The sequence below is a fragment of the Micromonospora sp. WMMD1082 genome, assembly GCF_029626175.1.
Classification (GTDB): Bacteria; Actinomycetota; Actinomycetes; order Mycobacteriales; family Micromonosporaceae; genus Micromonospora.
Window position 1 is genome coordinate 6518529 of sequence record NZ_JARUBM010000002.1, and the last position, 18711, is coordinate 6537239.

Genomic DNA, 18711 nt, shown 5'->3' on the forward strand with positions numbered 1-18711 from the left:
GCTCCGGCCCGCAGCCGGGTCAGTGCAGGGGGCGGCCGTGGGCGTCGGGCACCCCGGACTTGCGGTGGAAGTAGGCGTTGATCTGGTCACGCCACTCCCGCGCGCTGCGCAGCTGCTCGTCGAGGCGCTCGGTGACCCGGGCGTGCACGGCGGCGTCCACCAGCCCGGCCAGCGACTTCCACCGGTGACAGCTCGCCTCCACCTCCGCAACCCCGTCGAAGTGGGTGTCGTAGATGTGCTGGATGACCGTGCGACCGCTGTGCAGCACATGCGCGTACGGCACGTGGTGGAAGAAGAGCAGCAACTCGTCGGGGCAGGAGGCCGGCGACTCGTACGCCTGTGACCAAGGCGGCGGGTACTGGCCGGTGAAGCCGGTGCCGGTGGCCCGGGTGCGGTCCACCCCCACGCCGTCCCGGTCGGCGAAGTGGTAGGTGCCCCACGGGGTGTACTCGTACCCGTCGACGTCGGGGCCGTCGTGGCTGCCGGGCCGCACCATGAAGCCCACGCCCAACGGGGCGGTGTACCGCTCGTAGGTGCGCCACGAGTCGTCCATGATCTCGTGCAGCGTGCGGCGGAGCAGCTCCGGATCGGCGGCGGACCGCGGGTGGAAGGTCAACTCGATCCACTCGTCGAGCACGTCCGCCGGGCGCAGCCGGGGATCCCAGGCGAGCCGGCCGAAGGCGTACAGGTTGGCCTGGGCCAGCGGGTGCCCGGTCCAGAACGGGTCGTCGCCCACGTTGGAGACCGCGACCAGCCCGCCACCGTCGGCGGCCACGTCGGCGACGGCCCGCCCGTCGTCGCCCCAGCCGAACCGCAGCACCTCGCTCCACCAGGGGGCCAGGTAGCACACGTGGTGCTGCTGGCCCGTGTACTCCTGGGTCACCTGGAACTCGACGGCCAGCCGGGTACGGGGCATCGCCGTGATCACCGGCGAGACCGGCTCCCGGGTCTGGAAGTCCATCGGGCCGTGCTTGACCTGGACGATGACGTCGTCACGGAAGCGGCCGTCGAGCGGGGCGAAGTGGTCGTAGGCGGCCCGGGCGCGGTCGGTCGAGCGATCGCGCCAGTCCTGTTTGTGGTTGTAGACGAAGGCCCGCCAGTGCACCACGCCGCCGTGCGGTGCCAGCGCCTCGGCGAGCAGGTTCGCCCCGTCGGCGTGGTCGCGACCGTAGCTGAACGGACCCGGTTGACCCTCCGAGTCGGCCTTCACCACGTAGCCGCCGAAGTCGGGGATGCGGGCGTACACCCGGTCGGTGGTCTCGGCCCACCAGGCCCGCACCGCGTCGTCGAGCGGGTCGGCGGTGGGCAGGGCGTCGAGGACCACGGGGGCGGCGAAGGTGACCGACAGGTGCACCCGGATGCCGTACGGGCGCAGCTCGTCGGCGATCTCGGCCACCTCGTCGAGCCGCTCGGTCAGCAGCCGCGCCTCGGTGGCGTGGACGTTGACGTTGTTCACCGACACCGCGTTGACGCCGCTGGCGGCCAGCAGCCGCGCGTACGCCCGCACCCGGGTACGGTCGCGTCGGGCGCGGCCGTCCTGCCAGAAGATCGACCCACCGGCGTAGCCGCGCTCGACCTGCCCCATCACCGGGTGCACGTCGATGTTGTCCCAGTGGTCGAGCATCCGCCGGCGCATCGCCGGCCGGTGCGCCCGCACGGGGTGGGGCGGGCCGAACGCCGATTCGCCGAGCCGGACCACATGGAACAGCCCGTGCAGGAGCCCCGCCGGTTCGTCGGCGAGCACCACCGTGACCTCGCCGTGGCGGGCCAGCGCGTAGCCCTCGACACCGAGCGGTCCCTGGTCGGCCGCGACTAGGTCAGCCTGGGTCGCCCGGGCGGCGTCGAGGTCGACCGGGGCATCGGGGCCGGCGTCCCGCAGGGCCGGGATCAGGGCGAGCACGAGGCTCACCGCCGGGCCACCGGTCTCGCCGGCCCGTCGCCGGACGGTGCCGCCGTACGCGGCGCAGGCCCGCTCGACCTCGTCGGACACCGTGTCGACGAGCAGGCCGTCGCCGTGCACGAGGGTGTGCCGGGAACCGACGGCGCGCAACGCCTGGGGCGGCAGCCACGCGGGGTGGACCTCGGTCGGGGAATGGTCACCGCGCGACCCAGATCGAAACCTGCTCATTGCGCAGATCGTAATGATCTTACCGGATATGCGTCAAGGTGCTTCCGGAAGTTCTCGGTAGGACCGGTCGGTCCGCCTCCCGGCCGCGTCGGTGCGGGCCACCCGGCGGCGTGCGATCTCGCCGATCGGCTCCCCGGACGGCCCCGGGCCGATACGTTTGCTCCCCATGACACGGTTTTCGACGCCATCCGCGACCCGGTCGCCCCGGCGGGGAGCAGCAGCCTCGTGACGCGGTTCCGGGTCAACGGGCGCGAGATCGACGTGACCGTCGACGAACGCGAGTCGCTGCTCGACGTGCTGCACACCCGGCTGCGGATGTTCGGCACCAAGAAGGGTTGCGACCATGGCCAGTGCGGGGCCTGCACCGTCCACCTGGACGGCCGCCGGGTGGTCTCCTGCCTGACCATGGCGATGCAGGTCGACGGCCGCGAGGTCAACACCATCGAAGGGGTGGCGGACTCCGACGGCAGCCTGCATCCCCTGCAACAGGCGTTCATCGACAACGACGCCCTCCAGTGTGGCTACTGCACCCCCGGCCAGATCATGTCCGGCCTGGCCTGCATCGCCGAGGGCCACACCGGTGACGACGACGAGATCCGCGAGTACATGAGCGGCAACCTGTGCCGGTGTGGCGCGTACGTGGGCATCGTGGCCGCCATCCGGCAGACCGCCGGCCGGACGGGGGCCTGATCGGATGCGCTCCTTCAGCTACACCGCGCCCGCCTCGGTCGCCGAGGCCGTCGACGTGATCGCCGAGGCCGGACCGGGTGCCCGGTTCCTCAACGGCGGCACGAACCTCTACGACCTGATGAAGCTGGGTGTGGAGCGTCCGTCGGTGGTGGTGGACGTCAGCCGGCTGGCCGAACTCGGCGCCATCGACACGTCCGGCCCCGACCACCTGGTGTTCGGCGGCGGCGCCCGGATGGCCGACATCGCGGCCGACCCGGTGGTGCGTGGCGACTATCCGGCCCTGTCGGAGTCGTTGTGGCTCGCGGCGTCGCAGCAACTGCGCAACATGGGCACCGCCGGCGGCAACCTGCTCCAACGGACCCGCTGTGCGTACTTCCGCGAGGTGGCGTACCCCTGCAACAAGCGGGCGCCGGGCAGCGGTTGCGCGGCGATCGGGGGCATCGACCGCGGCAACGCCGTGCTCGGCACCAGCGACGCGTGCACCGCGGCCTTCGCGGGCGACTGGCCGGTGGCGTTGATCGCCTTCGACGCGGCCGTCGACGTGGTGAGTTCCCGGGGTGCACGGACGGTGGCCATCGCCGACCTGTACCGGGAGCCCGGCCAGACCCCGCACCTCGAACACCACCTCGCCCCGGACGAGCTGATCCTGCGGGTCCGGGTGCCGGTCACCGCGGCCGGTCGCGGATCGACGTACCTGAAGGTCCGTGACCGTGAGTCGTACGCGTTCGCGCTCGCCTCCGCCGCCGTCGGCATCACCGTCACCGACCAGGGCCGGGTCGAGGAGTGCCGGATCGCGCTGGGTGGCGTCGCCACCCGCCCCTGGCGCGTCCCCGCCGCCGAGCAGGTCCTGATCGGCCAGCCCCTGACCCCGGAGAACGCCCGGGCGGCCGGGCGGGCCGCGCTGGCCGGCGCCCGGGCCGGCACGCACAACGGCTTCAAGATCGACCTGGCCGAGCGTACCCTCGCCGAGGCGCTACGCATCGCCGGAGAGCGAGCGGCCCGATGAGCGAACGTCGTCAGCGAACCATCCGGCTCAGCACGGTGGTGCCTCGTCGCGGCGCCGAGCGCGGCGAGGCGGCGCGATGAACCCGGCCCGCGCGGACCATCGCGTCGACGCCCGCGCCAAGGTCACCGGCGCGCTGCGCTACGGCGTCGACCGCGCGCCCGACGACCTGGCGTACGCCGCGTTCGCGGTCGCCACCATCAACCGAGGTCGCGTCCTCGACGTGGACACCACGGCGGCGCAGCGGGTGCCCGGCGTCCAGGTGGTGATCACCCGGATCGACCGGGACGAGCTGGGCTCGCAGGGCTTCGTGATGAGCGGCGGCTACGGCTTCCAGAGCTTCCAACCGCTGGTGGGCGACCAGATCGCCTATCGTGGCCAGCCGATCGCGCTGGTCGTGGCGGACACCCTCGTGGCGGCGACCGAGGCGGCCGAACTCGTCACCGCCCGCTACGCCGAGGAGCCGTTCGCGGTCACCCTGGACGGTCCCGGCGCGGAGACGCTCGTGCAGGCCCAGGCCATCCCGCTGCCGATGACCGAAGACCTCGCCGTCGGCGACGCCGACCGGGCCTTCGCCGCCGCCCCGGTGCAGGTCGACGTGGAGATCCACGGCCCGCCCCAGCACCAGGTGCCGATGGAACTCATCAGCAGCGTCGTCCGGTGGCGCGGCGACACCCTGGTCATCCACGAGGGCAGCCAGAACTCCGGCGCGATCCAGCACGGTGTCGCCCAGCAGCTCGGCATCGACCCGGCCACGGTGGAGATGATCTCCCCGCCGGTCGGCGGCGGGTTCGGGCAGAAGAACTCGCTCCAGCCGCACATCGGGCCGCTCGCGGTCGCCGCCCGCCGGGTCGGCCGGCCGGTCAAGCTGGTGCTGACCCGGACGCAGGTCTTCCACCAGGCCAGCTTCCGCCCGGCGAGCCGGCACCGGGTCCGGGTGGGTGCCGACTCCTCCGGGCGGCTGCTGGCCGCGATCCACGAGATCGACCAGCAGACCTCGCGGCAGGACCTGTTTCCGGCGCTCTACACCGAGGTCTCGTCCCGGCTCTACGGGATCACGAACTTCCGGGGGTTGCAGCGGCTGGTCCGCACCGACGTGCAGACTCCCGGCTACATGCGGGCGCCCTTCGAGCACATCGCCACCTTCGCGATGGAGTCCGCGGTCGACCAGGTCGCCTACGCCACCGGCCAGGACCCGGTGGCGCTCCGGCTGGCCAACGACGCCGACCGCGACCCGGTGACCGGGTTGCCGTTCTCCTCCCGGCACGTCGCCGAGTGCCTGCGGCGGGGAGCGAAGCGGTTCGGCTGGGCGGACCGTACGCCGCAGCCGCGCTCGATGCGCGCGGCCGACGGCTCGCTGGTCGGCTGGGGGGTCGCCATCGGCGCCTATCCGGGCAGCACCTGCCCGGCGGTGGCCGTCCTCTGTGTGGACGGCAGCGGAACCGTCAGCGTCGCCGTGACCGGCCACGAGATGGGTCAGGGCATCAGCACGGCGGTCGCCCGGCTGGTGGCCGGGGACCTCGGCGTCGAGCCGGACGCGGTGCGCCTCGACCTGGCCGACTCCCGCCGCACCCCGCAGGTGCTGACGGCCGGTTCCTGGGGCACCGCGACCGCGCTGCCGGCCGTGCACGCCGCCCTGCGCGAACTACGCAGGCAGCTCGGCGTGCCCGACACCGGGCCGGTGGACCTGCGCGGCGCGGTGGCCGCCTCGGGCAGACCCGAGGTCGAGGTGCGGGCCAGCAACCTGGGCGCCGGCCAGGACGCCAGCGCGATGGACCGGATCCGCAACGGCACGCTCGCCTTCGCCGGCCCCGCGTACCCCGATTTCGTCACGTTCAGCTACGCCGCCCACTTCGTCGAGGTCCGGATCGCGCCCCTGACCGGCCAGATCCGGGTGCCCCGCGTGGTCAGCGTCGCCGACTGCGGGCGGGTCGCCAGCCCGGTCACCGCGGCCAGCCAGCTCCGCGGCGGGGTGATCTGGGGAATCGGCGCCGCGCTGCGGGAGCAGAGCGAGGTCGACCCCCGCTACGGCGGCTTCCTCAACGCCAGCTACGAGGGGTACCCGATCGCGGTCAATGCCGACATCCATCAGATCGACGTCGACTTCGTCGACGAGCCGGATCCACGGATCAACCCGGTGGGTGTGAAGGGACTCGGCGAGATCTCCATGGTGGGCGTCGCCGCGGCCGTCGTCAACGCCGTCTACCACGCCACCGGAACCCGCTTCACCCGACTGCCGATCCACATCGAGGACGTCCTGCCGGTCCTGTGACCCGGCGCCCGCCGACCGGCCGGTGTCACACCCGCCCGTCGCGGACGGCCGGTTCCAGGTAGACCGGCAGGTGGTCGTCGGCGCTGGCGGCGAAGAGGGCCACCTCGTACGCCATGTCGCCGACCTCGGCGTCGCCCTCGATGCCGACGGTGAGGATCGCCCCGTTACCGGTGGTGGCGTGGAACAGGAACGCCTGCGACATCTGCACGACGACCTGGTGCAGCTCGCCCTTCCCGCAGACCCGGGCGGCGGCCAGGCCCAGCGCCTGAAGCCCGCAGACCATGCTGGACAGCTGGACGGCGAGTTCGTCGTCGATGCCCCGGGAGGCGCCCAGCAGGAGGCCGTCCGGGGAGAGCACCACCGCGAACTGAGCACCCGGCACCCGGTCGACGATGGCGTCGAGCGCGCGGCCGAGGTTGTCGGCGGTGGTCACGGCAGGAGTCAATGGACTGTCCTCTCGTACGGCGGGACCGGTGTCCGAGGGCGTCGTCGGCTCCCACTGCGGCCTCGACGGCCCGTCCTGGCCGACCGATCCGCCAGGTTGCTCCAACGTTCGTACCAGAGATCACTCCGGTACCAGGAGACCCCACTTCCGCCGACTTCGGCCCTCGGTCCGCCTAACGTACGATGCGCCCGATCACCTCGATCCGACGGGTCGGGTCAATCCGGACCTCACGCCGGCCGGGCCGCGCCACGCAGCCCCACCAGGCCGGGCACGGCGGCCCGGCCGAGTTCGCCGCCGGTGGCCGCGTCGTGCCAGCTCACCGCCGCCTGGCGGCCGACGTAGAGGCGGGCGGCGTCGGGGCTGAGGGCGAGCCCGGTGACCGGTCCGCCGACCGGCCGTTCGCCGGCGACGTCGAGTTCCGCGAGGTCCGAGGTCCACATGGTGGCACCGGCGGCGAGATGCAGCTGGCCGGGGCCGGCGACCGCGTACGCGGGGCCGGTGGCGCTGACGAACGTGCTCGTGCGGCGTACGGTCAGCTCCTCGGTGGAGATCTCGGCGACGGTGCCGGAGGTGACGTCGGCGACGTAGAGCCGGCCGCCGTCCGGGGTGATCGCCATGGCGTGCCCGTCGGCGGCACCCGCACCGAACGGGTGCGGCAGGTCCACGCAGTACGCCCACCGTTGTGCGAGGTGCAGGGTGTGCACGAAGGCGTGCACGTCGCTGCCCGGCCGGCCGCTGATCCGGTCCCGGGTGTGCTGGTGGTCGGGCTGGTGGGTGTAGAGCGTGTAGAGCACGGTGCGGTCCGGTGCGAGCAGCGCCTGCCGTCCGTCGCCGCGCATCTCCTCCTCCGCGCCGGCCGGGATCGGCCCCTTGGCGCGGGTGAAGAGGGGGCCGGGAACGCCGGTGGCGAGGTCGACGACGCGGACCCGGTACCGGTCCGGCGCCTGCGGCGGCAGCCATTCCAGCACGAAGAGGCCGGCGAGGTCGTGGGTGAACGCCTCCGGGACGACGTTGCCGGGCAGCCGCAGGCGTTGCCGGACACCGCCGGCGTCGGCGATCAGCACGGGGGTCACGTCACGCCCGGCGGGGCGTTCCTTGGTGACGCTCACCTCCTCGGTGGTCAGCGCCACCCGCGTACCGTCGGCGGAGACGGTCTGCGGCACCCAGCGGCCCGGCAGCCTGACCCGCGCGGAGGCGACGCCCCGACCGGCGTCGATCCGCCAGAGCGCGGTGTCGCCGCCGTCGGGCACGCTCGCGTACGCCAGGCGTCCGTCGGCGGTGGCGATCCCCTGCGGGATCGCCTGGTGATCGGCGCCGCGCAGCACCCCCAGGCCGCCGTCGACCTCGATCAACAGTGGGTCCGGGGGGAGGCCGGAGGCGGCCGGGACGGCGGCCGGGCTCCGCAGCGGCCCGCAGCCGGTCAGGGCGGCGGTCCCCGCGCCGGCCAGGGCGGCCAACAGGGTACGGCGGTGAAGCGTGGTCTTCGGCATCATGACCCGGTGACACCGCCGGGCCGGCTCCGGTTCCATCTCGACGACCGTGGAACCCCGATGGCGCGGGCGGTGTCAGTACGGGTGATCCCATCGGAGGTTGCACTGGACGACGAGGAGTTCGTCACCCGCGCGCAGGCCGGTGACCTGGAGGCGTACGAGTTCCTGGTCGCCCGGCACACCGCGGCCGCGTACCGGACGGCGGTGCTGCTCGGCGCGGGCTCGGATGCGGAGGATGTCATCCAGGAGGCGTTCGTGAAGGGGTACCGCAGGCTCTCCCGGTATCGCGGCGAGTCGTCCTTCCGCGCGTGGCTGCTGGCGATCGTGGCGAACGAGACGCGCAACCTGCACCGCTCGCGGGAGCGGCGCAACGGTCTGCTGCTGCGGGCCGCCCGGCTCTCCGCAGGCGCGGAGGCCACCGAGGACGGTGCGGTCGGTGCGGTGCTCGCCGGAGAGCGGCGGGCGGCGCTGGTCCGGGCGCTGCGGCTGCTCCCGGCGAAGGACCGCGAGGTGATCGTCTGCCGGTACTTCCTCGACCTGAGCGAGGACGAGACGGTCACCATGCTGGGCTGGCCCCGGGGCACGGTGAAGTCGCGTACCTCCCGGGCCCTGGTGAAGCTGCGCGGCCTGCTCCAGGTCGAGGAGGTCAGCCGTGGATGACCTGGACCGGGAGCTGCGGGAGCTGTCCGGGTGGCTGGAGACACCCCCGCCGCCGGAGGTGGCGGCGCACGTCCGCGCCCGACTCGCCGCGCCGGCCACGCCGGGTGCACGAGCCGTGCCGGCCACGACCGCGCCGCCGCACCGCCGGCGCCGATGGCGGTACGCGGTGGCGGCGGCGCTGGCCGCGCTGCTGATCGCGGTGCTGCCCCCGGCGCAGGCCGCGCTCGCCGACGCGGTGGCGGGCCTGTTGCGCTTCGCCGGCATCACGATCAGCACGTCGTCGGCTCCGGTACCGCCGACCGGTTCCCCGTCACCGCTGCCCGCCCAGCGACCGGCCGGGCTGGACGAGGCGCAGCGCGCGGTGCGGTTCCCGATCCGGGTGCCGGCCGCGCTCGGCCCGCCCGAGCGGGTGCTGGTCGCCGACCCGGACGGCACCGGGAGCCACCGGGTGGCGACCCTGCTCTACCGCGATGGCACGCTGCGCCTGGACGCCTTCGACGGGCGCCTCGACCCGGTCTTCTTCAAGCAGGCCGGTGGGCCGGGGGCACAGTGGACGGAGGTCGACGGGCGGCAGGCGGTCTGGATCGGCGGCCCGCACCCGGTGACGTACGTGGACCGTTCCGGTCAGGTCCGCCAGGCCAGCGCCCGGCTCGCCGCGGCAACCCTGGTCTGGGAGCGGGACGACGTGACCTACCGGCTGGAGGGCTCGCTGACCAGGGCGGCGGCGGTCGAGATCGCGGCTTCCCTGGAGTGATCGGTTTACACTTAACAAAGTTAACGGTAGCCTCCGTCCATCGATGAGGAGGCATCCCATGCGACGTCGACCCGTGCCATCCGTCCTGCTGGTCACCGCTGCCCTGGTCGCCGCCGTCGCGGCCGTACCGGCCGCCGCCAGTTTCGCCGCCACCCCCACCGCGGCCGGCATCCCGGCCGCCGCCCCCGTCGCCGCTCTCGCGGCCCCGTGCACCGCCCCGGCCTGGGCCGAGGGCAGCACCTATAGCGCCGGCAGCCAGGTGACCTACGCCGGCCGGACCTACCGGGCCCTGGTCACCCACACGGCGCACGTCGGCGCCGGGTGGAACCCGGCCGCCACCCCGTCGCTCTGGAGCGACCTCGGCCCCTGCGACGGCGCACCGACCCCGTCGCCCAGCCCGACCCCACCACCCACCACTGCACCGCCCACCACTCCCCCGCCCACCACTGCGCCACCCACGACTCCGCCACCCACCACGACTCCCCCGTCCGGCCCGGACACCTGCGCGCTCAAACCGAGGCCGGCCGGCAAGGTCCTCCAGGGGTACTGGGAGAACTGGGACGGCGCGGCCAACGGCGTGCACCCGGGGATGGGCTGGATCCCGATCACCGACCCGCGTATCCCCGCCCACGGCTACAACGTGATCAACACGGCGTTCCCGGTGATCCGCTCCGACGGCACGGTGCTCTGGGAGGACGGCATGGACGCCACCGTCAGGGTGCCGACCCCGGCCGAGATGTGCCGCGCCAAGGCAGCCGGGCTGACCATCCTGATGTCCATCGGCGGGGCGACCGCCGGCATCGACCTCAGCTCGTCGACCGTCGCCGACCGCTTCGTCGCCACCATCGTGCCGATCCTCAAGCGGTACAACTTCGACGGCATCGACATCGACATCGAGACCGGGCTCACCGGCAACGGCAACATCAACCAGCTCTCCACCAGCCAGGCCAACCTGATCCGCATCATCGACGGGGTCCTCGCCCAGATGCCGGCCGGCTTCGGCCTCACCATGGCGCCGGAGACCGCGTACGTGACGGGCGGCAGCGTCGTCTACGGCTCGATCTGGGGCTCCTACCTGCCGATCATCAAGCGGTACGCCGACAACGGCCGGCTCTGGTGGCTGAACATGCAGTACTACAACGGCAGCATGTACGGCTGCTCCGGCGACTCCTACCCGGCCGGCACGGTGCAGGGCTTCGTCGCCCAGACCAACTGCCTCAACGCCGGGCTGGTCATCCAGGGCACCACCATCCGCGTCCCGTACGACCGGCAGGTCCCCGGCCTGCCCGCGCAGGTCGGCGCCGGCGGCGGCTACCTGGCGCCGGCGGCCGTGGCGCAGGCGTGGAACACCTACGGAGGCGGCCTCAAGGGACTGATGACCTGGTCGCTGAACTGGGACGGCTCCCGGGGCTGGACCTTCGGCGACAACGTCAGGGCGCTCCAGGGCCGCTGACCGACAATGATCCGGCGGTGATCGGGCGACAATGGGGCGGCCGGGATGTCACACCGGCCGCCCTCCGATCCGTCCCTGGAGTCATGTCCCCCGACGTATTCACCGCACACCGCGACCTGCTGGTCGGGGTGGCCTACCGCCTGCTCGGCAGCATGACCGACGCCGAGGACGTGGTGCAGGACGCCTGGCTGCGCTGGTCCGGCGTCGACCAGGAGGCGGTGGCGAATCCCCAGGCGTACCTGATCACGGTCACCACCCGGCTCGCCATCGATCGGATGCGCCGGGTGCGCGCGAGGCGCGAGGCGTACGTCGGTCCCTGGCTGCCCGAACCGGTCAGTACCGCCCCGGACGCCGCCGAACACGCCGAACTCGCCGACTCCGTGGAGATCGCGCTGCTGGTGGTGCTGGAGACGCTCTCCCCACTGGAGCGGGCGGTCTTCGTCCTGCACGAGGCGTTCGGGCTGCCGTTGCGCGACATCGCCGGCATCATCGGCCGCGAACCGGCGGCCACCCGGCAACTCGCCCGCCGCGCCCGCGACCACATCGAGCAGCGGCGACCCCGCTTCGAGGTGGACCGGGCACGCCGCCGGGAGATGACCGAACGGTTCCTGGCCGCCTGCGGCACCGGCGACCTGCACGCGTTGACCGAGCTGCTGGCCACCGACGTGCGGCTGGTCAGCGACGGCGGTGGGCGGGCGAAGGCGCCGCTGCGCGTGATCCACGGCGTCGACAAGGTGGCCCGGTTCCTCAATGCGGTCTCCACCGAGGCGGGGGTACGCGCCTTCCTGGCCTCCCTCGGCGAATCGCCCACGCTGCCGCTGGGCGTCGCGGTCACCGACGTCAACGGCGCCCCGGCCGTGGTGGTGTCGGCCGACGGCCGCCCGGTCACGATCCTCTCCCTGGTCGTCCGGGACGGGCTGATCGACACCGTCTACCTGTTCGCCAATCCGGAGAAGCTGGCCGCGATGTCACACCGTTGGCGGCCGGGCGCGTCCGAAGGGGCATGACGAGAAACATCACGGTCATCGGTGGCGGGCTGGCCGGGCTCACCGCCGCCATCGCGTGCGCCGAGAACGGCAGCACGGTGACCCTGCACGAGGCCCATCGCACCCTGGGTGGCCGGGCACGCTCGACCACCGCGCCGTACGTGGCCAACGACGGCCCCCACGTCCTCTACTCCGACGGGGAGCCGTTCCGCTGGCTGGCCCGACGCGGACTGGTCCGACCCTTCACCAGGCCGGACCTGCGGGCGCTGGCCCGCGCCCGCTTCCGGCACCACGACCGGCTGCATGGTCTGCCGCCGGCCGGGCTGCGGCGGATGCTCGTCCGGCGGCGGCTCTCCGCCCCGGTCGACCGGGACTTCGCCGGCTGGGCGGAACACCGGTTCGGCGCGGAGGCGGCGAGCACCGCCGCCGGGCTCGCCGGGATCCTCACCTACCGCGAGGCCGGGCAACTCTCCGCGGCGTTCGTCTGGGAGCGGATCCTGCGGGCCACCGCGCCCCGCTGGCCCGCCGTCCGGTATCTGACCAGCGGCTGGGGCGCGATGATCGGGCGGATGGCCGAGCACGCCCGCACACTCGGCGTACGGATCGAGGTCGGCTCCCGGGTGGACCACCTGCCGCCCGGCCCGGTCATCGTCGCCACCAGCCTCGACGCCGCCCGTACGCTCCTCGCCGACGAATCCCTACGCTGGGACAGTGGGCACGCCGCCCTGCTCGACCTCGGCCTGCGAAGCGGGCGCGACGACCTGTTCCTCCTCTCCGACCTCGATGCCGGCGGCTTCCTGGAGCGGCACTCCGCGGTCGACCCCACCCTGGCACCGGCCGGACACACCATCGTGCAGGCGCAGATGCCGATGCGCGCCGGCGAGTCGCTCTCCGACGCGGTGCACCGGTTGGAGCGGCTCGCCGACCTCGGCCTGCCCGGATGGCGGGACCGGCTGGTCTGGCGCCGCGAGGCAGCGGCCCGCCACCGCACCGGCGCGGTCGACCTACCCGGCCACACCTGGCACGACCGGCCGACCATCGACCGGGGCGACGGGGTGTGGCTGATCGGCGACAGCGTCGCCGCCCCCGGCCTCCTCGCCGAGGTGTCCATCACCAGCGCCCTCACCGCCGCGAGATCGACCGCCCAGCGGCACGCCCTGCCCCTATCCCGGTAACCCCACCCCCTCGTCGATGGTGGGGAGGCGGGTTACGGGGTCCAGAACAGGTGCGGGTTCACCCGACCGGTCCAGTCGAAGACGGCCATGTTGTCCCAGCCGTTGCCGGTCCCGTTGATGTCCGCCGGATCCCAGCCGTTGCCCCGGATCGCGTACCAGGTCGGCTCCCAGTAGAAGACGCCGATCGCGCCCGCGTTGCGCGCGGTGTTCTGTACCCAGTCGAACTGCTGTGCCTGCCCGGCCCAGCTGGCCGGGATGCCGTCGCACAGCACGGTCCCGGGGATCGCGTTCGGCTCGTGGTCGGCGTCGGCCGTGGTGAACTGGTACGCGGTCTCGGCCAGCACCACCGGCTTGCCGTAACGGGACTTCACGTCGGCGATCACGTTGTACAGGTTCGCCAGCGTGCCGTGCCACATGCAGTAGTAGGACAGCGCGGTGACGTCCCAGGTCACGCCCTGCGCCCTGATCCCGTCGTAGAACCAGCGGGCGTTCGCGTTGCTGTCCGCGTTCGCCGTGTGGATCCACACCTCGGTGCCGCTGTTGCACGCCTTCGTGGCGTGGTAGCCCTGCTTGAGCAGGCTGGCCAGCGGGGCGAAGTTGTTGTTGACGATCCGTCCGGTGGGCCACAACATGCCCACGTTGATCTCGTTGCCGATCTGCACCGCGTCCGGCGTGGTGCCCTGCGCCTTGAGGGCGGTGCACACCTCGTGGGTGTAGCTGTAGACGTCGGTCTGCAACTGGCTCAGCGAGTGGTTGGCCCAGGCCGCCGGGGTGTACTGCTTACCCGGGTCGGCCCAGGTGTCCGAGTAGTGGAAGTCGATCAGGAGCTTGAAGCCCTTCGCCTTGATCGCCCTGGCCTGCTGGAGCACCTTGGCCTTGTTGTTGTAGCCGCTGGTCGGGTTGTTCCAGATGCGCAGCCGCAGGTAGTTGACACCCTTCGCCGCGAGGATGTCGTAGGGGTCGGCCTGCGCGCCGGACGCGTCGTAGTACCGCGCGCCGAGGTCGAGGCTGCGTTGCAGGGAGGAGACGTCGGCGCCGCGCATGGTGAGGGTGTTGGCCGCCTGCGCGGGGGCGGTCAGGGCCAGCGGGGCCGCGAGAACGGCCACCGCCACGAGGGCCCGGAGGGACGGTGTCATGGCGCTCCTTCACGTGGAGGATGCGATGCCCGGTGTGGGCAACGTCCGGCGGAACTGCCGGACGGATCGGGGACCAGGTGAGGTGGTGGCGGGTGCGCCGGCCGACCGGCGACTCGGTCCGGCGCGGGTGGCTCAGGTCGGTGCGGGTGGCTCAGGTCAGTGCGGGTGACTCAGGTCGGTGCGGGCGAGGAGGCGCGGACGACCAGGCTCGTCGGCACGGTGATGGAGAGCGGGGTGCGCCCCGCGATCACGTCGGTGAGCAGCCGGACCATCTCCTCGCTGATCCGGTCCAGCGGCTGGCGGACCGTGGTCAGCGGGGGGTCCAGGGTGGCGGCGAGCCCGGAGTCGTCGAAGCCGACCACCCGCACGTCGCCGGGCACGTCGCGGCCGGCCTCGCGGAGCACCGGCAGGGTCGCGGCGGCCATCACGTCGGAGGCGGCGAAGACCCCGTCCAGGTCGGGGGCCTGTCGCAGCAGCGCCCGCATGGCCGCCGCGCCGCTCTCCCGGCTCCAGTCGCCGTGCTGGACCCGGGCCGGCTCGACCGCGATGCCGTACGCGGTCAGCGCGTCGGTGTAGCCCTGCAACCGGTCCACCCCGCCCGAGGTGTCCTGCGGGCCGGTGATCGTGGCGATCCGTCGGCAACCGGTCGAGAGGAGGTGTTCCACCGCCGACCGGGCACCGGACCGGTCGTCGGCCGCCACCGAGCTGATCACCTGCTCGTAGCCGAGCACCCGGCCGCACGCCACGACCGGTATCTCGGCCCGCACGAGGTTGCTCAGCAGCGGGTCGCCGGAGTGCGGCGAGACCAGCAGTACGCCGTCGACGTGGCCGGCCGACAGGTACGTGACCGTCCGGTTCCGCTCCTCCGTGGTCGAGGCGATCATCAGCAGCAGGGTCAGCTCCCGGTCGGAGAGCGCCTGCGCCACCCCGCGCAGCAGCACCGAGAAGTTGGGGTCCTCGAAGAGCAGGTGCTGCGGTTCGGTGAGCAGGAAGGCGATCGAGCCGGACCGGCCGGTGGCCAGCGAACGGGCGTGCGGGTTCGTCGTGTAGCCGGTGCGGGCGATGGCTCCCCGGACCGCCTGCACCGCCTCCGGGCTGACCCACTCCCGGCCGTTGAGGACGCGGGAGACGGTCGCGTAAGAGACCCCGGCTTCGCGCGCCACGTCGCGGATGGTGGGCCGCTTGCGTCCCGTCGGTGGCGAGGCCGGCACGGATGCGATCATAGTCTCCGCCATCTCGTCGTCACCCCTTGACCGCGCCGGCGCCCAGGTCGACCCGCCAGTAACGCTGCAGGCCGAGGAAGAGGGCGACGAGCGGAACGATCGACAGCAGCGCCCCGGTGACCACCGACGTGTACATGGCGGGCTGGGACGCGCCCTGGTTGAGCAGCCCGTTCAGGCCCACCGTGACCGGGTAGAGACGGTCGTCGCCGAGCATGATGAAGGGCAGCATGAAGTTGTTCCAGATCGCGACGAACTGGAACAGGAAGACGGTCACCAGGCCGGCACGCATCATCGGCAGGGCCACCCGGCCGAAGGTCCCCCAGTCGCTGGCCCCGTCGATGCGGGCGGCCTCGATCACCTCGGTCGGCACGGTCGCGGCCGCGAAGACCCGGCACAGGTAGATCCCGTACGGGCTGATGATGCTCGGCAACAGCACCGACCAGTAGGTGTTGGTCAGCCCGACCTTGGCCAACAGCAGGTACTGCGGGATGGCCAGGATGACCCCGGGCACGAGCACGCCCGCCAGGATCACGTTGAACACGAACGACTTGCCGGGGAACGCGTACTTGGCGAGGGCGAAGCCGGCCATCGCGGACACCAGGGTGGACGCCGCGCCGCCGATCCCGGCGTACAGGGCGGTGTTGGCCATCCACCGCCAGTAGAGGCCACCCCGGTACGCGCCGAGCGACGCGATGTTGTCCCACAGGTGGGTGCTCGGCGCGAGGGTGAACGTGGAGAACAGTTCCTCGGCGCTCTTGGTCGAGGCGATCAGCACCCAGGCGACGGGGAAGAGGCAGTACAGCGCGCCGAGCAGCAGCAGGGCGGTGGCGGCGGGACTGATCCGGCGGTGCGTACCGCGAGCGGCGGGCGGTGGTGTGCTGGTCGCCGGGGTCACCGGAACGGTGGTGGAGACGGTCATGCCCGGTCCTCCTGGTGGAAGGCCCGCGAGCCGACGAGCTTGAGAAACCCGAAGGAGACGGCGAAGGTCGCCAGCGCGATGACCACCGACGTGGCCGCCGCCGAGTGGACGTCGTTGCGGGTGAAGGCGTCGCGGTAGACCTTCATCAGCGGCGTCCAGGTGGTGGAGATGGTGTTGCTCAGCGGGCGCAGCGTCATCGGCTCGGCGAAGACCTGCAGGGTGGCGATGAGCGAGAAGACGGACGTCATGATCAGCGCCGGCATCACCATCGGGATCTTGACCCGCCAGGCGATCTGCACGTCCGAGGCGCCGTCGAGCCGGGCCGCCTCGTAGAGGTCGCGGGGGATGGTCCGCAGCGCCGTGTAGATCACGATCATGTTGAAGCCGGTGCCGCCCCAGATCGCGATGTTGGCCACCGCCCACAGCACCCCGGAGCCGGCGAGCACGTCGGGTGGGGTGACGCCGACACCCTGGAGGACGTCGGCGAACGGGCTGACCCGGGGAAGGTAGAGGAAACCCCAGAGCAACGAGGCGACCACCGCCGGCACCGCGTACGGCAGGAAGATCGCGGTGCGCGCGAAGGTGCCCACCCGGGTCCGGCCGGCGTCCAGCAGCAGGGCCATGAGCAGGGCCAGGCCGAGCATGGTCGGGACCACGATCAGCCCGTACGCCCCGATCCGGTAGACGCTGGGCAGGAACTCGGGGTCGGTCAGCGACCGGGTGTAGTTCTCCAGGCCGGCCCAGACCTCCGTGCGCGAGCCGGCGCCCAGGCCGAGTCCGCTGACCCGGACGCGGCGCAGGCTCAGGTACGCGGTGTAGATGATCGGTGCCGCGAGGAACGCGGCGAACAGGAGCAGGGCCGGCGCGAGGAACGAATACGGTACGCCGGCCCGCCGGCCGCCACGGGTCGCCGGGCGGGGCGTACGGGTGGTGGGAAGCGCCGTCACGGCCGTCCCCTTCCGTCGGTGCGGTGGTCGGCCCGGCCACGGCGCGGAGGGTTGCCGCGCCGTGGCCGGGCGGCGGGGTCAGTTGGCGAGCGTGAAGCCGGCGTTGCGCAGGTCGTCGGTGGTGGTCTGCTGCATCGCGGACAGTGCCTCGGTGAAGGCTGCCGCCTGCCGGGACTGGGCGGCCTTGCCGAAGGCGTCGTTGTAGGCGCTGTAGGCGACGTTGACGTTCGGGCCGTAGGTGAACGGGTTGGCGACCCTGCCGGCCTCGGCGGCGACGGTGTAGAAGTCGGCCTGGTCGGCGAAGAAGGCCGGCGGCGCGGTCAGCGCGGTCGCCGTGGCGTCGACCGAGGCGGGGTAGACGTTCGCCGTCGCGGCCAACGCCGTGATCGCGGCGGGCTCGGTGTTCAGCCAGGCGACGAACTGGGCGGCCTGTTTCCGGTGTTTGCTCTGGCTGGTGACGCTGGTGGCCGAGCCGCCCCAGTTGCCGTTGGCCGGCGCGACGGTGTCCCACTGCGGCAGCAGCGTGGCCTTCCACTTGCCCTTGGTCGAGGCGGCGTTGCCGTCGAGCACGCCGGGGCTCCAGACCGCGCCGATCCAGCCGACCTGGGTGCCGTCGTTGAGTGCCGCGTTCCACTCCGGGGTGTACATCGGCTTGTTGTCGACGACCCCCTCCTGCACCAACTCGCCCCAGTAGCGGGCGACCTTCTGGGTGGCGGCGTCGTTGATCGCGACGGTCCAGGCGTTGTCCCGTACGCCCCACCAGGAGGCTCCCGCCTGCTGCGCGAGCCCGGCGAACCAGCCCGGGTCGTTGGCCGAGAAGGTGCCGAGGTACTGCTTGTCGTCGGCCGCGTGGATGGTGCGGGCGGCGGTCGCGTAGTCGTCCCAGGTGGCCGGGGCGTCGAGGCCGAGGGAGTCGAAGACGTCGGCGCGGTAGTAGAACATCATCGGGCCGGAGTCCTGCGGTACGCCGTAGACCGCCTCGGTGCCGAGGGTGACGGCGTTCCACGCCGAGTCGGGGAACTTCGGCTTGAGGTCGCCGACCTCGGCGGCGATGTCGGCGACCGCGTCGGCCGCGACCAGGGTCGGGATCTTCTGATACTCGGCCTGCATCACGTCGGGGGCGCCGCTGCCGGCCTTGATCGCGGTGAGGAGCTTGGTGACGGCCGGATCGCCGCCGTCCTGCTTGTTGACGGTGACCTGGATGTCGGGGTGGGTGTCGTTCCACGCCGCGACGACCTGGTCCATGTTCGGCGCCCAACTCCAGTAGGTGAGTTCGACCTTCCCGCCGGGGTCGCCGCCGGACTCGTCGGAAGCACTGCACGCGGTGGTCAGAAGTAGCGCCGCGGCCAGCATCCCGGCGAGCGGCAGAACTGCCCTTCTCATCGATCCTCCTCGAACTAGCGGACCACGGTGGCGCCGGGGCCCGGTCG

16 protein-coding genes are annotated in these 18711 nt (G+C 72.6%); 8 read left to right on the top strand and 8 right to left on the bottom strand.

Annotated elements, in window-relative coordinates; translation table 11 throughout:
- Positions 1–19 precede the first annotated feature (19 nt).
- Complete coding sequence (locus O7615_RS30025) at positions 20–2128, bottom strand: alpha-glucuronidase (protein ID WP_278181155.1); 2109 nt, start codon at positions 2126–2128, stop codon at positions 20–22.
- A 225-nt stretch (positions 2129–2353) separates the two neighbouring features.
- Here O7615_RS30025 and O7615_RS30030 point away from each other — a divergent pair, with 225 nt between their 5' ends.
- From O7615_RS30030 to O7615_RS30040, 3 genes are all read left to right on the top strand, one after another.
- Positions 2354–2818, top strand: a complete 465-nt coding sequence (locus tag O7615_RS30030; RefSeq protein ID WP_278181156.1) for a (2Fe-2S)-binding protein — start codon at positions 2354–2356, stop codon at positions 2816–2818.
- A gap of 4 nt (positions 2819–2822) precedes the next feature.
- Entirely contained in the window at positions 2823–3824 is a 1002-nt protein-coding gene (locus O7615_RS30035) for a xanthine dehydrogenase family protein subunit M (RefSeq protein WP_278181157.1), read from the top strand.
- A gap of 76 nt (positions 3825–3900) precedes the next feature.
- Entirely contained in the window at positions 3901–6093 is a 2193-nt protein-coding gene (locus O7615_RS30040) for a xanthine dehydrogenase family protein molybdopterin-binding subunit (RefSeq protein ID WP_278181158.1), read from the top strand.
- Between the two features lie 25 nt (positions 6094–6118).
- On the opposite strand, the gene O7615_RS30045 is transcribed toward O7615_RS30040, so the two are convergent.
- Both O7615_RS30045 and O7615_RS30050 read right to left on the bottom strand, forming a co-directional pair.
- Positions 6119–6526 carry a roadblock/LC7 domain-containing protein gene (locus O7615_RS30045; protein WP_278181159.1) on the bottom strand — a complete coding sequence of 136 codons (408 nt, stop codon included), beginning with the start codon at positions 6524–6526 and terminating at the stop codon, positions 6119–6121.
- A 239-nt stretch (positions 6527–6765) separates the two neighbouring features.
- The gene (locus O7615_RS30050; protein WP_278181160.1) at positions 6766–8067 is read right to left on the bottom strand and encodes a hypothetical protein; all 1302 of its coding nucleotides are present in this window, start codon (positions 8065–8067) and stop codon (positions 6766–6768) included.
- A 48-nt stretch (positions 8068–8115) separates the two neighbouring features.
- On the opposite strand from O7615_RS30050, the gene O7615_RS30055 reads away from it, so the two are divergent.
- The 5 genes from O7615_RS30055 to O7615_RS30075 all read left to right on the top strand — a co-directional run bounded on the left by O7615_RS30055 (position 8116) and on the right by O7615_RS30075 (position 13056).
- The gene (locus O7615_RS30055) at positions 8116–8688 is read left to right on the top strand and encodes an RNA polymerase sigma factor (protein WP_278182287.1); all 573 of its coding nucleotides are present in this window, start codon (positions 8116–8118) and stop codon (positions 8686–8688) included.
- Positions 8681–9442, top strand: a complete 762-nt coding sequence (locus O7615_RS30060) for a hypothetical protein (protein ID WP_278181162.1) — start codon at positions 8681–8683, stop codon at positions 9440–9442. The genes O7615_RS30055 and O7615_RS30060 overlap by 8 nt, the downstream gene beginning before the upstream one ends.
- A 58-nt stretch (positions 9443–9500) precedes the next feature.
- Complete coding sequence (locus tag O7615_RS30065; RefSeq protein WP_278181163.1) at positions 9501–10895, top strand: glycosyl hydrolase family 18 protein; 1395 nt, start codon at positions 9501–9503, stop codon at positions 10893–10895.
- 83 nt (positions 10896–10978) lie between these two features.
- Complete coding sequence (gene sigJ / locus O7615_RS30070; RefSeq protein WP_278181164.1) at positions 10979–11902, top strand: RNA polymerase sigma factor SigJ; 924 nt, start codon at positions 10979–10981, stop codon at positions 11900–11902.
- Positions 11899–13056, top strand: a complete 1158-nt coding sequence (locus O7615_RS30075) for an NAD(P)-binding protein (RefSeq protein WP_278181165.1) — start codon at positions 11899–11901, stop codon at positions 13054–13056. The genes sigJ and O7615_RS30075 overlap by 4 nt, the downstream gene beginning before the upstream one ends.
- 32 nt (positions 13057–13088) lie before the next feature.
- Here O7615_RS30075 and O7615_RS30080 read toward each other — a convergent pair whose 3' ends face one another.
- The 5 genes from O7615_RS30080 to O7615_RS30100 form a co-directional block, all read right to left on the bottom strand.
- Positions 13089–14192, bottom strand: coding sequence for a glycosyl hydrolase 53 family protein (locus O7615_RS30080; RefSeq protein WP_278181166.1), 1104 nt, complete (start codon positions 14190–14192; stop codon positions 13089–13091).
- A 170-nt stretch (positions 14193–14362) separates the two neighbouring features.
- Positions 14363–15427 (bottom strand): LacI family DNA-binding transcriptional regulator, encoded by a 1065-nt coding sequence (locus O7615_RS30085; RefSeq protein ID WP_278181167.1) that lies wholly within the window; start codon positions 15425–15427, stop codon positions 14363–14365.
- A 7-nt stretch (positions 15428–15434) separates the two neighbouring features.
- Positions 15435–16334, bottom strand: coding sequence for a carbohydrate ABC transporter permease (locus tag O7615_RS30090; protein ID WP_278181168.1), 900 nt, complete (start codon positions 16332–16334; stop codon positions 15435–15437).
- Positions 16331–17281, bottom strand: a complete 951-nt coding sequence (locus O7615_RS30095; RefSeq protein WP_278181169.1) for a sugar ABC transporter permease — start codon at positions 17279–17281, stop codon at positions 16331–16333. The genes O7615_RS30090 and O7615_RS30095 overlap by 4 nt, the downstream gene beginning before the upstream one ends.
- Positions 17282–17359: 78 nt before the next feature.
- Entirely contained in the window at positions 17360–18664 is a 1305-nt protein-coding gene (locus O7615_RS30100) for an extracellular solute-binding protein (protein ID WP_278181170.1), read from the bottom strand.
- Positions 18665–18711 lie beyond the last annotated feature (47 nt).

Bases quoted from the DNA above. Each gene is read 5' to 3' on its own strand.
- O7615_RS30025 (WP_278181155.1), bottom strand. From the start codon at position 2,128: ATGAGCAGGTTTCGATCTGGGTCGCGCGGTGACCATTCCCCGACCGAG.
- O7615_RS30035 (WP_278181157.1), top strand. From the start codon at position 2,823: ATGCGCTCCTTCAGCTACACCGCGCCCGCCTCGGTCGCCGAGGCCGTC.
- O7615_RS30040 (WP_278181158.1), top strand. From the start codon at position 3,901: ATGAACCCGGCCCGCGCGGACCATCGCGTCGACGCCCGCGCCAAGGTC.
- O7615_RS30050 (WP_278181160.1), bottom strand. From the start codon at position 8,067: ATGGAACCGGAGCCGGCCCGGCGGTGTCACCGGGTCATGATGCCGAAG.
- O7615_RS30065 (WP_278181163.1), top strand. From the start codon at position 9,501: ATGCGACGTCGACCCGTGCCATCCGTCCTGCTGGTCACCGCTGCCCTG.
- sigJ (WP_278181164.1), top strand. From the start codon at position 10,979: ATGTCCCCCGACGTATTCACCGCACACCGCGACCTGCTGGTCGGGGTG.
- O7615_RS30075 (WP_278181165.1), top strand. From the start codon at position 11,899: ATGACGAGAAACATCACGGTCATCGGTGGCGGGCTGGCCGGGCTCACC.
- O7615_RS30080 (WP_278181166.1), bottom strand. From the start codon at position 14,192: ATGACACCGTCCCTCCGGGCCCTCGTGGCGGTGGCCGTTCTCGCGGCC.
- O7615_RS30085 (WP_278181167.1), bottom strand. From the start codon at position 15,427: ATGGCGGAGACTATGATCGCATCCGTGCCGGCCTCGCCACCGACGGGA.
- O7615_RS30090 (WP_278181168.1), bottom strand. From the start codon at position 16,334: ATGACCGTCTCCACCACCGTTCCGGTGACCCCGGCGACCAGCACACCA.
- O7615_RS30100 (WP_278181170.1), bottom strand. From the start codon at position 18,664: ATGAGAAGGGCAGTTCTGCCGCTCGCCGGGATGCTGGCCGCGGCGCTA.